The organism is Pantoea sp. VS1 (genome assembly GCF_002207995.1).
Lineage (GTDB): Bacteria > Pseudomonadota > Gammaproteobacteria > Enterobacterales > Enterobacteriaceae > Pantoea > Pantoea dispersa.
This window is the reverse complement of record NZ_NHZE01000044.1, coordinates 71849-86383: the sequence shown is the minus strand read 5'-3', so window position 1 is coordinate 86383 and position 14535 is coordinate 71849. Positions and strand designations below refer to the sequence as shown.

Annotated in this window: 7 protein-coding genes; all 7 read right to left on the bottom strand. The window is 61.5% G+C overall.

Going from position 1 to position 14535, the window contains the following annotated elements:
• Positions 1 to 29: 29 nt before the first annotated feature.
• The 7 genes from lplT to CBW22_RS16600 all read right to left on the bottom strand — a co-directional run bounded on the left by lplT (position 30) and on the right by CBW22_RS16600 (position 14485).
• The gene (gene lplT / locus CBW22_RS16630; protein WP_088517227.1) at positions 30 to 1220 is read right to left on the bottom strand and encodes a lysophospholipid transporter LplT; all 1191 of its coding nucleotides are present in this window, start codon (positions 1218 to 1220) and stop codon (positions 30 to 32) included.
• Positions 1217 to 3367, bottom strand: coding sequence for a bifunctional acyl-ACP--phospholipid O-acyltransferase/long-chain-fatty-acid--ACP ligase (gene aas, locus CBW22_RS16625; RefSeq protein WP_088517226.1), 2151 nt, complete (start codon positions 3365 to 3367; stop codon positions 1217 to 1219). The genes lplT and aas overlap by 4 nt, the downstream gene beginning before the upstream one ends.
• 90 nt (positions 3368 to 3457) lie before the next feature.
• Positions 3458 to 4849, bottom strand: coding sequence for an efflux transporter outer membrane subunit (locus CBW22_RS16620; protein ID WP_441339118.1), 1392 nt, complete (start codon positions 4847 to 4849; stop codon positions 3458 to 3460).
• A gap of 12 nt (positions 4850 to 4861) precedes the next feature.
• Positions 4862 to 7963 (bottom strand): efflux RND transporter permease subunit, encoded by a 3102-nt coding sequence (locus CBW22_RS16615; RefSeq protein ID WP_088517225.1) that lies wholly within the window; start codon positions 7961 to 7963, stop codon positions 4862 to 4864.
• A complete protein-coding gene (locus CBW22_RS16610) occupies positions 7960 to 11109 on the bottom strand; it encodes a multidrug efflux RND transporter permease subunit (RefSeq protein WP_088517224.1) in 3150 nt (1049 codons plus the stop codon). Before CBW22_RS16610 ends, CBW22_RS16615 begins: the two co-directional genes overlap by 4 nt.
• Positions 11106 to 12311 (bottom strand): MdtA/MuxA family multidrug efflux RND transporter periplasmic adaptor subunit, encoded by a 1206-nt coding sequence (locus CBW22_RS16605; RefSeq protein WP_088517223.1) that lies wholly within the window; start codon positions 12309 to 12311, stop codon positions 11106 to 11108. The genes CBW22_RS16610 and CBW22_RS16605 overlap by 4 nt, the downstream gene beginning before the upstream one ends.
• Before the next feature lie 443 nt (positions 12312 to 12754).
• Positions 12755 to 14485 carry a penicillin-binding transpeptidase domain-containing protein gene (locus tag CBW22_RS16600; RefSeq protein WP_021506690.1) on the bottom strand — a complete coding sequence of 577 codons (1731 nt, stop codon included), beginning with the start codon at positions 14483 to 14485 and terminating at the stop codon, positions 12755 to 12757.
• Between the last annotated feature and the right edge of the window lie 50 nt (positions 14486 to 14535).

Sequence of the window (14535 nt, the reverse complement as noted above, 5' to 3'; positions counted from 1 at the left end):
CATGGCGACCTGGTCCCTTTCTGCGCCGCTCAGCGACGCGTTCTCCACCACAGCACGGCAATCGCCATGGCGAACAGCGCGCCGAAGCCTACGCCCGTCGCGACCGCCGGCGCACCCAGCTTAATCGCCACGGTATACAGCCCCAGCATCAACAGCATCGCGCTGTTTTCACCCAGGTTTTGCACCGCAATCGCGTTGCCTGAACCCACGGTATCTTTGCCGCGCTCCTGCAACAGCGCGTTGAGCGGCACCACAAAGAAGCCGCCGAGCGCACCAATCAGCATCAGCAGCAGATACGCATTCAGCAGGCTATGCTGCAGCGAGAACAGCACCACCATCACGCCAATCAGCACGCCGGCCGGCATGCAGCGCCGCACCGTTTGCAGCGTGACCAGTTTTGCCGCCGCGCCCGCGCCGATAACGATACCGATCGCCACCATGGCATTTAGCGTGGTCGGCGTTTTGTTGTCCGTGATGCCGAGCGCCACCGGCACCCACAGCACCAGCAGGAAGCGCAGCGTGACGCCGGCGCCCCAGAACAGGCTGGTGCCGAGCAGCGAGAAGCGGGTTTCACCGTTACGCCACAGCAGCTGTGCCGAGGCGATAAAGCTGCGCAGCATCGCGCCAGCGTGCCAGCTCTGGCCGGGGCGCGCTGCCTGCAGACGCGGAATGAACAGGTTCGCCACCACCGCCAGTGCGTAAGTGAGTGCACACACCACCAGTGCTGCCAGCAGATGCCAGTCGGCGAGCACGCCGCCTGCCACCGAGCCGAGCAGAATCGCCGCGATAGTCGACGACTCCATCAGCCCGTTGGCTTTCACCAGCCGCGCGCCGCTGGTGATCTCCGTCAGGATGCCGTATTTCGCCGGCGAATATGCCGCCGCGCCGACGCCCACCAGCGTGTAGCCGAGAAACGGATTAAAGCCGAAGCAGATCACCAGCGCACCGAGCAGCTTAAGGCTGTTGGCAAACATCATCACCCGCCCTTTGGCAAAGCTGTCGGCCATCTGTCCGACAAACGGCGCGAGCAGAATGTAAGTGGCCACAAACAGCATCTGCAGGATCGGCTGGCTCCAGTCCGGATAGAACTGACTTTTCAGCAGCGCCAGCGTGGCGAACAGCAGCGCGTTGTCGCCAAAGGCAGAGAAAAACTGTGCCACGATCACCGCCAGCATACTGCGCGACAGCAACGGGGCGTCCGGATTCACCGACTGACTCATGCCCGCTCCTCTTCTGCCAGCTGTTTCAGGCTGACGTAGTCTGGTTTACCGCTGCCCAGCATCGGCAGCTGTTTCATGAAGCGAATATCGCGCGGCACGGCCAGCTCTGGCGCACCCATCTCGCGCGCAGCCTGCTGCAGCCGCTCGCGGCTGAGTTCACTGTCAGTGGTAAACAGCACCAGCGCTTCGCCACGCTGGCCATCGGGCCGCAGCGACGCCGCGTGCTGTTTCTCCGCCGAAGCTTTCAGGGCAATCTGCTCCACGTTCTCCAGCGACACCATCTCTCCGGCGATTTTGGCGAAGCGTTTAGCGCGCCCCTGAATCTGACAGAAACCGCCCTCGTCAAAGCTGACAATATCCCCGGTATCGTACCAGCCGGCTTCCTGTTCGCCCTCGCCGTTATCCGCCACCGGTGGCTCCAGCACGCCGGGGTTTTCCACCCGCAGGTAGCCGTTCATCACATTCGGACCGCGCAGCTGTAGTCGTCCGCCCTGCTCAATGCCCGGTACCGCAATCAGACGTGAATCCATGCCCGGCAGAATACGCCCGACGGTATGCGATTTGGCGGCCATCGGCACGTTGATTGCCACCACTGGCGCACACTCGGTCACGCCGTAACCTTCAAGGATGCGGATGCCGTACTTCTCCATGTAGATCTGGCGCGTGCCTTCCTGCAGCTTCTCGGCACCGGCCACCACGTAGCGCAGCCGGGCGAAATCGTACGGGCTGGCAAAGCGCGCATAGTTACCGAGGAAGGTGGAGGTGCCAAACAGCACGGTGCAGTTACGGTCATACACCAGCTCCGGCACGATGCGATAGTGCAGCGGACTGGGATAGAGAAACACCTGCGCGCCGGTCAGCAGCGGCGTGAACAGCCCGACGGTGAGGCCGAAGGCGTGGAACAGCGGCAGCGCCGACATAAAGCGGTCGCGCGGAGTGAAGTCCGCCACGGTGCGAATCTGCTCCACGTTCGCCAGCAGGCTTTTGTGCGAGTGCACCACGCCTTTGGGATTGCCTTCCGAGCCGGAGGTAAACAGCACCATTGCCGCGTCTTCTGGCTGCTGCGCAACCTGCGCCCGGCGTGGCAGCAGCAGGTGCGCGAGGATCCACAGTTTGTCCTGCAGCGTGACGGTATCCTTCAGATCCTCCAGATAGATCCACTGCACCTCCGTCAGCCCCTGCGGCAGGTGCCACAGGTTGCCCTTCTCGAGGAACTGGCGCGAGGTAAACACGGTTTTCACCTGCGAGGCGGTCAGCGCCGCGCGCATGCCGTTGATGCCGGCGGTGTAGTTGAGCATGGCCGGCACGCGCCCGCGCAGTGAAGCCCCGAGAATCGCTGCCGCGGTCACCGTGGCGTTCGGCAGCAGCAGGCCAATGAATTCGCCCTGCTGGCTGTAGCGCTCCAGAATGCGTCCGACGCCGAGCGCTTTTTTCAGCAGTCCGGTGTAGCTGTCCGGCTTAAAGTTGATGTCTTCGATGCAGGGTTTGCTCAGCCCGTAACGGGTGCGCGCATTGAGAAAAGCGTCGAACAGCGTTTCGCGCGGGCGCACCGCCATGCGCGCTTCCATCATCACATGATGTAAATGCTCACCGGCCAGCACGCGGCGGTCGCGCGCGCGTTTCGCTTCCGGCATGGGAATTACCGTGGCCGGCAGCACCGTCAGGGTGATGCGCGGGAACAGGCGACGTTTAAACACCCCGGCCAGGCGGCCAAACGGCGTGTACTCTGCGCCTTCAATGCGCATCGGCACCACGGTGGCGGCGGATTTCGCAGCGACGAAGCCAGCGCCGCTGTAGATTTTCATCAATGAGCCGGTGACGGTAATGCGCCCTTCCGGAAAGATCACCACCGGACGCCCTTCGTTGATCATGCGCACCAGATGTTTGATCGACATCGGTTTGGTGGGGTCGAGCGGCACGAAGTCGATGATCGGCCTGAGCAGGCGCATATACCACTGTTCGCTGATCGAAGAATAGACGGCGAACACCGGTTTGATGGGCAGAAACAGCGCCAGCAGCACGCCATCGAGAAACGACATATGGTTTGGCGTGATCAGCACTTTTTCTTTGTGCAGGGCAGTCAGATCGCCACGCAGCTCAACGCGCCATAACAGGCGACAGAGGAAACGCAGAACGGTAAATAGCATGCCAGCTCCTTAGCAGCGGTAAAAAATGGTTCTTACCTTGCAGGATCCGGGGATGTTCGACAAGTAGCGCAGTGATTTATCGTGATGAATTCAGGGTGATTCGCCCTGCCAGCCGCCGCCCAGTGCGGCGATCAGCGCCACGCTACTCACCCACTGGCTGCTCTGCAGCGACAGCAGGCTCTGTTGCTCGCTCAGGCTGCTGTTTTCCGTGGTAGCGACATCAAGGTAATCAATCATGCCGGCGTCATACTGGTTGCGCGTTACGCGTGCTGACTCCTGTGCCGCTATGGCGGCGCGCTGCTGCGCGGCGATTTCCCCCTGCAGGGTATTCAGTTCCACCAGGTTATCTTCCACTTCTCCCAGCGCGCTCAGCACCGTCTGGCGATAGGTGGCCACGCTGGCATCATAGGCGGCACGCGCCTGCGCCACTTTCGCCGAGGTCGCGCCAAAGTCGAGCAGCGTACCGCTGAGCTCCGGCCCCAGCGACCAGGCGCGATTCGGCAGCGACAATAAACTGTGGATCGCTGAGGCGGTCACGCCACCGCTGGCGCTGAGCGTCAGGTCGGGATAATAACCGGCAATCGCCACTCCGACCGCCGCGTTGGCGGCCGCCACGTTACGTTCGGCATAGGCGATGTCCGGACGGCGCTGCAGCAGCGCCGAAGGCAGGCTCTGTGGAATGGACGGCAGCGTGGCATCCAGCTTCGCCACCGGCAACGTAAAGTCGGCTGGCGCCCGCCCCAGCAGCAGCGCCACCGCGTGCTCCAGTTGCGCGCGCTGCCACTGATAATCCTGCGCCGAAGCGCGGGCGCTCTCCAGCTGCATCTGCGCCTGCGCCAGAGTGGCGCGGGATTCGCTACCGGCGCGGTACTTGTTGTTAATCACGCTGAGATAGCGCTGATAAGATTCAATGCTGCGCTGATAGAGCGCGATCTTTTCGTCGATGATGCGCAGCTGAAAATAGTCCTGCGCCAGCTCTGACTGGGCGCTCAGCGTGACATTGGCCAGTTCAGCCTGGCTGGCCTGCGCGCTGGCCTTATCCTCTTCCTGGGTGCGGCGCAGTTTGCCCCACAGATCCAGCTCCCAGCTGGCATTCAGCGTAGCGCTGTGGCTGTTGCTGACGCTGCGCTGACCGCTGGTGCTGGCACGGCTGCCGCTGCGCGTGCTGCTGACATCGTAGTCAAGTGAGGGAAACAGCGCCGCGCGCGACTGCGCGCTCAGCGCCTGGGCTTCGCGATACTGCGCCGCGTAACTGGCGACGTTCTGGTTGGAGATGCTCACCTGGCGCAGCAGGCTGGACAAGGTGGCATCGTGATACACCGTCCACCACTCCCCTTTGCGACTGGCGTCCTGCGGCGTAGCCTGCGTCCAGCCTTTGGCCTCTTTATAGTGCGTCGGCAGCGCCATCGCCGGACGCTGATAATCGGGGCCAACGCTACAGCCAGCAACCAGTAGCGCCGCCGTCAGCGCGCCAATGTTCATCATTTTCATCAATCAGGATTCCACATGACGCACGCGCCGCCACTGACGCTGGGTGGCGCGGCTGAGACGATCCAGCCAGAGATAGACCACTGGCGTGGTAAACAGGGTTAGCAGCTGGCTCAGGGCCAGACCGCCGGCAATCGCAATCCCCAGCGGACTGCGTAAATCAGCGTCGCCACCGCTGCCCAGCGCCAGCGGCAGAGCGCCGAAGAAGGCGGCCAGCGTGGTCATCATGATCGGCCGAAAGCGCATCAGGCACGCCTGCGTAATCGCCTGCTGCGGCGACAACCCCTGGCTGCGCTCGGCGTGCAGGGCAAAATCGATCATCATGATGGCGTTTTTCTTGACGATACCGATCAGCAAAATGATGCCGATCAGCGCAATCACCGTCAGCTGCGTATTGGTCAGCAGCAACAGCAGCAGCGCCCCGACGCCTGCCGACGGCAGCGTGGAGAGAATGGTCAGCGGGTGAATGTAACTCTCATACAGCACGCCCAGGACGATATACACCGCCGCCAGCGCCGCAATAATCAGCCACGGCATAGTGGCGGTGAGCTGAGAGAACGCTGCGGCAGTGCCGGCAAAACCCGCCTGAATGCTCGAGGGCAACCCCAGCTGTGCCATCGCTTGCTTAATCAGCGTCTGCGCCTGCTCCAGCGACACGCCGTCGTTGAGGTTGAAGGCGATGGTGCTGGTCGCTGACTGGCCCTGATGCGCAACCGACAGCGGCGCGTTGCCGCCGCTGAAGCGGGCAAAGGCCGCCAGCGGCACGCGATCGCCGCTGTCGTTAATCACATACAGTTGTTGCAACATGGCCGGATCGCGCGTGTCGCTGTCCTGCAGGGCCATCACCACATGGTACTGATTGAGCGTGTGATAGAGCGTGGCAATCTGTCGCTGGCTAAAGGCATTGTTCAGCAGCGTGTCCAGCATCTGCACGTTAACGCCCAGCCGCGTGGCGCGGTCGCGATCGATGTTGATCACCACCTCCTGTCCGCCAGTTTGCGCATCGGAATCCACGCTGTTGAGTTGCGGTATCGCGGCCAGCGCCGCCTGGACTTTTGGCGTCCAGCGGCGCAGCAGATCGAGATTGTCAGCCTGCAGGCTGTACTGATAAGTGGCGTTGGCGCTGCGCCCGCCGATGTGCAGATCCTGCGCGGCCATCAGGAACAGCTGCGCCCCGGCAATATGGCGGGTTTTCAGGCTCAGCCGGTTAGCCACTTCGGTGGCGCTGGCGCTGCGCTGATCAAAATCTTTCAGCCGGACAAAAAAGTTGGCGCTATTGCGCGAGCCAAACATGCCGCTGCCCATTGAGGACATTACGCTGTCTACCGCCGGATCGGCCTCAATGATTTTGGTGAACGCCAGCATCTTTGGCTTCATCGCCTGGAAGGAGATGTTCTGGTCAGCGCGCAGGGCGCCCATCAGCAGGCCGGTGTCCTGATTGGGGAAAAAGCCCTTTTGCACCACGCTAAACAGAAACAGGTTAAGCAGCACGGTGAGCAGCAAACTCAGCAGGGTAATCTTCTGGTGCGCCATCACCCACGCCAGGCCACGCGCGTAAGCGGCCAGCAGCGCGTTGAGCGCATTTTCAATCAGCTGATAGAGCGGATGCGGCCGCCGGGTGACCTGCGGCTTCGGCCGCAGCAGCCGGGCGCACAGCATCGGGGTCAGGCTGAGCGAGACAAACATGGAGATCAGCAGTGAGACCGTCAGCGTCACCGCAAATTCGCGGAACAGGCGGCCAACAATACTGCCCATTAGCAGAATCGGGATAAACACCGCCACCAGCGACACCGTCATCGACAGCACCGTAAAGCTCACCTCATGGGCACCGCGCAGGGCGGCACGCAGCGGACTCAGACCGGCTTCGATGTGCCGGGTGATATTTTCCAGCACCACGATGGCGTCATCAACGACAAAACCCGTGGCGATGATCAGCGCCATCAGCGACAGGTTATCAAGACTGTAGCCGAGCAGATACATCACCGCGCAGGTGCCGATCAGCGACACCGGCAGCGCCAGCGCCGGAATCACCACCGCCTGCAGATTACGCAGGAAGACAAATACCACAGCAATCACCAGCAGCATCGCCACCAGCAGCGTCTCTTCGGTGTCATACAGTGAGGCGCGCACCGTTGGCGAACGGTCCACCACCACTTTGAGCTGGGTATCGGCAGGCAGATCTTTCTCCAGCTGTGGCAGCTGCGCTTTGATGGCGTCAATGGTGTCGAGCATGTTAGCGCCGGCCTGACGCTTGATGGCGATCATCACCGACGGCTGTGAATTGAGAAAGCCGGCCTGATACTGATCCTCCACCGAGTCATACACCGTGGCGACGTCATGCAGTCGCACCGCCTTACCCGCGTGGTAGCTGACTATCAGGTCGCGGTACTGTGCCGCTTTGTCCAGCTGGCCGTTGCCGTCCACCATCCAGGACTGGCTACTGCCCTGCAGCATGCCTTTCGGCAGATTGGTGGTGCTGCTGGCGACGGCGCTGCGCACCGTATCCAGCGCAATGCCATAGTGCGTCAGCTGTTGCGGCTGCAGATCGATGCGGACCGCCGGCAGCGCGCTGCCCATCAGCGACACCTCGCCCACGCCCCTGACCTGCCCCATCGCCTGTTCAATTTTGCTTTCGGCGAGGTCATACAGTTCACCCGGCGTGCGCGTGGCGGAGGTAAGCGCCAGCATCACAATCGGCGCGTCCGAGGGATTTGCTTTGCGATAGGTCGGCAGCGACTCCATAGCACTCGGTAACAGGCTGCGCGCCGCGTTTATCGCTGCCTGCACGTCGCGCGCCGCGCCATTGATATCGCGGTCAAGTTCAAACTGCAGTATCACGCTGGTCGAGCCCTGCGAGCTGGTCGACGTCATCTCCGTCACACCGGCAATCTGGCCGAGCGAACGCTCCAGCGGCGTCGCTACCGTGGCCGCCATGGTTTCCGGGCTGGCACCGGCCAGGCTGGCGCTGACCATGATGGTAGGAAAATCCACCTGCGGCAGCGGCGCGACGGGCAGCAGCCGGTAGCCCAGCGCCCCGAGCAGCAGGATCGCCAGCGTCAGCAGCAGCGTGGCAACCGGGCGAAAGATAAATAGCCGGGTGATGTTCATGGCTCGCCCCGCGCCTGCTGCTGCCGGCGCTGCACGTAGCGCTTACCGCGCTGCGCCAGCCCATCAAACCACAGATAGATCACCGGGGTGGAGAACAGCGTCAGCACCTGGCTCACCAGCAGGCCACCGACAATCACCAGCCCGAGCGGCTGACGCAGTTCGGCACCGGAGCCGGAGGCCAGCATCAGCGGCAGCGCACCGAGCAGCGCCGCCATGGTGGTCATCAGAATCGGCCGGAAGCGCAGCAGACAGGCCTGATGGATCGCTTCGCGCGGCGTCATTTGCTGCTTATGCTGCGCCTCCAGCGCGAAGTCGATCATCATAATGGCGTTCTTTTTGACGATGCCAATCAGCAGAATGACGCCAATCAGCGCGATCAGGCTGAATTCACTGCCCGCCAGCATCAGCGTCAGCAGCGCCCCGACCGCCGCCGACGGCAGCGTGGAGAGAATGGTCACCGGATGAATAAAGCTTTCATACAGAATGCCCAGCACCACGTACATGGTGATCAGCGCCGCCAGAATCAGCCACAGCGTGTTGCCGGTGGCGCTCTGAAACGCCGCGGTTTCACCCTGATAGCGCAGCGTTATGCTGGCGGGCAGTTTAAGCTGCTGCGTGACCTGCGCAATCGCCCGCTGTCCCTCCTCCAGCGAATAACCGGGGTTAAGATTGAACGACACCATCACCGCCGGGAACTGATTCAGGCGCATGTGCATCAGCGCCCCGGTCCGCGCATGCACGCTGGCGATGGCGGTGAGTTTCACCATGCCGGTGGTGGTGGTCTCACTGTCGCTGTCGCTGCTGGTTGATGCACTGCTGCTCACCGGCAGATAAACGTCATCAAAAGACGCCGGAGACTGCTGATACTGCGGCGCCACTTCCAGCACCACGCGATACTGGTTCGCCTGGGTAAAAATGGTGGAAACCAGCCGCTGACCAAAGCTGTTGTACAGCGCGGTATCGACGTCAGCTGCCGTGATGCCGTAGCGCGCCGCTTTATCGCGGTTCAGCTCCACATAGGCCACGCGCCCCTGATCCTGCAGGTTGCTGACCACGCCATTAAACTCCGGGCGCTGCTGCAGCGCAGCTATCAGCTGCGGCGTCCAGCGCACCAGGTTTTCGCTGTCGGCATCATCGAGGGTGAACTGGTACTGGCTCGGCGTCACCTGATCGTTGACCGTCAGGTCCTGTGCTGGCTGCAGATAAAGCTGAATGCCGGCGACCTGGCGCGCCGCCTGCTGTAGCTGCGCAATCACCTCATCGGCTTTGACGTCGCGCTGGTCAAACGCTTTCAGGTTGATCTGCAGGCGCCCGCTATTGAGACTGGTGTTATTGCCGTCGATACCAATGGTTGAGGACACACTTTCGACCGCCGGATTTTGCAGGATCACCGTTGCCAGCGCCTGCTGACGCTGCGCCATCGCCGTGAACGAGACATCCTGCGACGCCACGGTCACCCCCTGAATCAGCCCGGTATCCTGCGTGGGAAAGAACCCTTTCGGGATGGCCAGATACAGCAGCGCGGTGAGTGCAAAGGTTGCCAGCGCCACCAGCAGCGTCAGCTTCTGATGGTTGAGCACTACGCTGAGCAGGCGGTCATAGCCGCGGACCAGTTTGTCAAACAGCTCGCCGCCTTTGCGCGCAAAGCGTGACTGCTGCGCCTCAGGAATATGCCTTAACAGCCAGGCACACAGCATCGGCGTCAGCGTCAGCGACACCACCATCGACACCAGAATCGACACGGCCAGGGTGATGGCGAATTCGCGGAACAGCCGTCCGACCACATCGCCCATAAACAGCAGCGGAATCAGGACCGCAATCAGGGAAAACGTGAGGGAAATGATGGTGAAGCCAATCTGCTGCGAACCTTTCAGCGCCGCCTGCATCGGCGTTTCGCCCTGCTCCAGCCGGCGCGAAATGTTCTCCACCACCACAATCGCGTCATCAATGACAAACCCGGTGGCGATGGTCAGCGCCATCAGCGACAGGTTGTTGAGGCTAAAATCGGCGAGATACATCACGCCAAAGGTGCCAATCAGCGACAGCGGTACTGCCACGCTGGGAATCAGCGTCGCCGCCACGTTGCGCAGAAACAGGAAGGTCACCATCACCACCAGTGCGATCGACAGCATCAGTTCAAACTGTACGTCGCTGATCGAGGCGCGGATGGTTTGCGTGCGATCGGCGAGCACACGCATTTTCACGCCATCCGGCAGCGCCGCCTGCAGTACGGGCAGCTGCTTTTTAATGCTATCCACCACCTGAATGACGTTGGCGCCGGGCTGGCGCTGCACGCTGATGACAATCGCCGGACGGTTATTGGCCCACGCCGACTGAAAGCGATTCTCCGGCCCCTGTTCGATATGGGCGATATCTTTCAGCCGCAGCGCCGCACCGTTCTGCCAGGTGAGAATCAGATTGCCGTATTCGGCTGCGGTGCGCAGCTGGTCGTTGGCGTCGATGGTCACCGAGTGATATTTGCCGTCGAAACCGCCTTTCGAACCGTTGACGTTGCTGTTGGCGATCAGCGTATTGACGTCTTCCAGCGACAACTTGTGCGCCGCCAGCGCTTTTGGATCCATCTGCACGCGAATCGCCGGCTGATTGCCGCCCGCCAGGGTCACCATCCCCACACCGTTGATTTGCGACAGCTTCAGCGCCACGCGCGTGTTCACCAGATCCTGCACTTCAGTCAGCGGCAGCGTGTCGGAACTGGCGGCCAGCGTGATCACTGCACTGTCGGCCGGATTGACCTTTTTATACGTCGGCGGATTAGGCAGATCTTCCGGTAGCAGATTATTCGCTGCGTTGATTGCCGCCTGAACTTCCTGTTCAGCGACGTCAAGCGACAGATCGAGGCTGAATTTCAGGGTAATAATCGATGATCCGCCCGAGCTGGCAGACGTCATCTGGCTAAGACCGGCCATCTGACCGAGCTGACGCTCCAGCGGCGAGGTTACGGATGAGGCCATCACGTCCGGGCTGGCGCCAGGATAAAGGGTAGTAACCTGAATGGTCGGATAATCCACCTGCGGCAGCGCCGAGGTGGAGAGAAAGCGATAAGCGAACAGGCCGGCGATCAGCACGCCGATCATCAGCAGAATCGTCGCCACCGGGCGCAGGATAAACAGACGAGACGGATTCATGGCTGGGTACTTTTGCTGTCGTCAGCCAGCTGGACTTTGCTGCCGTTAGTCAGACGATCGATCCCCTCGGTCACCAGACGATCGCCTGGCGCCACGCCCTGCAGGATCGCCTGACGATCTTCCCCCAGTGCCGGTCCGGTGGTGACCGCTTTGCGCGTCACGCTATTGTCTTTGTTGATAATAAACACAAAGCTCCCGTCGCTGCTCAGCTGCAGCGCCTGCGCCGGGATCACCGTCGCGTTTTTCAGCGTGCCGGTTTGCAGACGCAGATTAACGAACTGGTTGGCAAACAGCGCTTCGTCCTGGTTAGGAAAGCTGGCTTTCAGTTCGATGGTGCCGGTGCTGGTATCGATCTGATTGCTGATGTACTTCACCTCACCCTGCGCCAGTATGGTGCTGTTGTCCTGATCGAAGGCCGTCGCGGGCAGGCTCTGGCCGTTGCGCAGTGCGCGCGTCAGCTGCGCGATGTAACTCTGCGGCACGCTGAACGTCACGGCAGCAGGCTGCATTTGCGTCACCACCACAATGCCGGTGGTGTCGCTGGTCTGCACCATATTGCCGGGATCGACCAGCCGCAGGCCCACGCGGCCGCTGATCGGCGAGGTGATGCGGGCATACTCAATATCCAGTTTTGCGCTGGCGATTTGCGCCTGATCCGCCGCCACCGCGCCCTGATACTGGCCGACGGTAGCAATCTGGCTATCCAGATCCTGGCGCGACAGCGAGTCCTGCGCTGCCAGCTTTTTGTAGCGTGCCAGCGTCAGTTGCGCACTGTGCAGCAGCGCCTGGTTCTGGCTGAGATCGCCCTGATACTGCGCCAGCGTCGCCTGATAACTGCGCGGATCGATCTGCGCCAGCAGCTGACCGGCGCTGACTTTCTGCCCTTCAGTAAAGAACACCTGCTGCAGCTGCCCGGCCACGCGGCTGGTGACGGTGACGCTGGCGTTGGGGATCACCGTGCCGAGCGCATTCAGGTACACCGGCACGTCGGCTGTCGCGGCAACGCCGCTGTGCACCAGCGTTGCCGGGCCGCTCATCTGCGCCGCGCCGCGATGACCGCCTGGCGGCAGGTCGCCGGGTGCTGCGCCCCGCTTGCCGCCTGCCACACGCCAGATCACGCCTGCCGCGATCAGCAGCACCAGCAACACAAGCAGCCATTTCAGCCAGCGGGAGAAACCAGAACGGGGAGCATGGATAGTCATCAGCGTCTTCAGATCAGCAAAAGTGTGGGTAAAACCCCCGGTAAACAGGGGATTATTTCAGCGAAAATCATCACGACGCGCATTATCGGCGGATCGCCAGAACGTTTTCTATACGCAAACCGTAAGCGTTTCGTTAAGAGATGCAGGATTTAAACCGCGCCCGGCAACGGCCGGTGATGGCGCGCGCAGGCGCAATAAACGGGAGAGGAGGACAACTTACAGGCAAAAAAAACCCACGCATCCGCGTGGGTCGGTGCAACCGAACAGGGTGAATACCACAAGGGTATCGCTGCCGCAGCAGCCGATCTTCACACCAATCAATACCTCTGGGACCTTTATCGTCGCGCAATGGCGGCACGGATAACAGCCGCAAATCGCAACGGAGTTCGGCGAAATGCAACGAGGTGTGAAAAGCTCGACTGCGCGTTTACATCCTGATTTCGTTAAGATTTATCTGATGCCGGTTTACTGTAAATCGCGTCGGGTGCCACGTTCATGTGTTTCAGCACCGGCCCCATGATGTTGCCGAATACCGGCGCGGCCACCGAGCCGCCAAAGTGATCGCCAGCGGTAGGATGGTTAATCATCACCACCAGCGCCACTTCCGGATGGCTGGCCGGCGCGATGCCGGCGGTGTAGTTGACATAGCCGCCGTCATATTTGCCGCTGCTGCCCATCTTCTCCGCGGTGCCGGTTTTGGTCGCCAGCCGGTAGCCCGGTACCGCCGCTTTCACCCCGGTACCGCCCGGCAGCACGTCACTCTCCAGCATGTGCACCACGGTTTGCACGATCTGCGGATCCGCCACCTGCCTGCCCAGCACCGGTGGCGTCACTTTGGTGATCGACAGCGGGCGATAGACGCCATACGAACCGAGCGTGGCGTATTCACGCGCAATCTGCAGCGGCGTTACGCGCAGACCGTAACCGAACGAAAAAGTGGCGCGCTCGATGTCGGCCCAGCGCTGGCGATGCAGCGGGAAGTAGCCCACGCTCTCTCCGGTCAGCCCCAGCCCGGTCGGCTTGCCGAGACCAAACGCCTGATAGGTGTTCACCAGCGCTTCCGCCGGCATTGCCAGCGCGATGTGCGAGACGCCGATGTCGCTGGATTTCTGCAAAATGCCGGTCATGGTCAGGCGCGGCCAGTGGCCGACATCGCGGATCAGGTGGCCGTTGACGCTGTAGGGCGTGGTGTCGATCACCGAATCGGGGCGCACCAGATGACGCTGCAGCCCTTCCATCACCACCAGCGGCTTCACCGTCGAACCGGGCTCGTAGCTGTCGTTGATGGCGGTATTGCGCATTTGCGCCGGCGTGGCGTTGTCATAATTGTTGGGGTTGAACGACGGATAAGACGCCATGGCGAGGATTTCGCCGGTGTCGATCTTCACCAGCACCGCCGCGCCTGAATCGGCCTTGTTGAGCAGCACGCCGTCGCGCAGCTTGCTGTACAGCGTAAACTGGTCAAACTTATCGATGCTGAGCTGCACCGTCGGCGGCTGCTTCGGCGGCTCGTAATCGATCATCGCAATAATGTTGCCGTCCCCATCCTGGCGATACACCTCTTTACCCGGCTCGCCCTGCAGTACCCGGTCAAAGCCCTTCTCCAGCCCGTTAAGCCCGTTATTGTCCGCCCCGACGATGCCAATCAGCGGCGCCGCGGCCTCACTCATCGGATAAAAACGGCTGTCGTCATACACCGAACTGATGCCTTTCAGATGCAGCTCTGCAATATCTTTGGCAATGCCCAGCTCGATTTTGCGCCCGAGATAGAGGAAGCGCTTTTTCGGATTGGCGGTGATCTGCGCGCGCAGCTCGTCCGGTCGCAGATTCAGCGCCGCCGCCAGATAGCTCCATTTGGCGCTGGTGAAATCGGGATTGGCCTCCAGCACGCGCAGCGGATCGGCGATGATATCGCGCGATGGCACGCTGAGCGCCAGCGCCTGGCCGTCGCGGTCGAGCAGCGTGCCGCGGTTGGTCGGCAGCGTCACGGTACGCAGCGAGCGCTGGTCGGCCTCGTGCTCCAGCATCGGATGATTGATCAGCTGCAGATCGCCGACACGCGCCAGCAGCAGGCCCATGCAGCCTAATACGCCCAGACAAATCAGACGAAAACGAAACGGGTTAAACGGGGCTTTAATCTGGTCTTTTCCCAGAAATTTTTTAATCGGGGGCATGGCGATCCGCTGCGATAAAAGATGAATCCAAAGGGGTTAGCTGCAGTTAT

Coding starts and splice junctions, on each gene's coding strand:
- lplT (WP_088517227.1), bottom strand. CDS start 1,220: ATGAGTCAGTCGGTGAATCCGGACGCCCCGTTGCTGTCGCGCAGTATG.
- CBW22_RS16615 (WP_088517225.1), bottom strand. CDS start 7,963: ATGAACATCACCCGGCTATTTATCTTTCGCCCGGTTGCCACGCTGCTG.
- CBW22_RS16600 (WP_021506690.1), bottom strand. CDS start 14,485: ATGCCCCCGATTAAAAAATTTCTGGGAAAAGACCAGATTAAAGCCCCG.
- CBW22_RS16605 (WP_088517223.1), bottom strand. CDS start 12,311: ATGACTATCCATGCTCCCCGTTCTGGTTTCTCCCGCTGGCTGAAATGG.
- CBW22_RS16620 (WP_441339118.1), bottom strand. CDS start 4,849: ATGAACATTGGCGCGCTGACGGCGGCGCTACTGGTTGCTGGCTGTAGC.
- CBW22_RS16610 (WP_088517224.1), bottom strand. CDS start 11,109: ATGAATCCGTCTCGTCTGTTTATCCTGCGCCCGGTGGCGACGATTCTG.
- aas (WP_088517226.1), bottom strand. CDS start 3,367: ATGCTATTTACCGTTCTGCGTTTCCTCTGTCGCCTGTTATGGCGCGTT.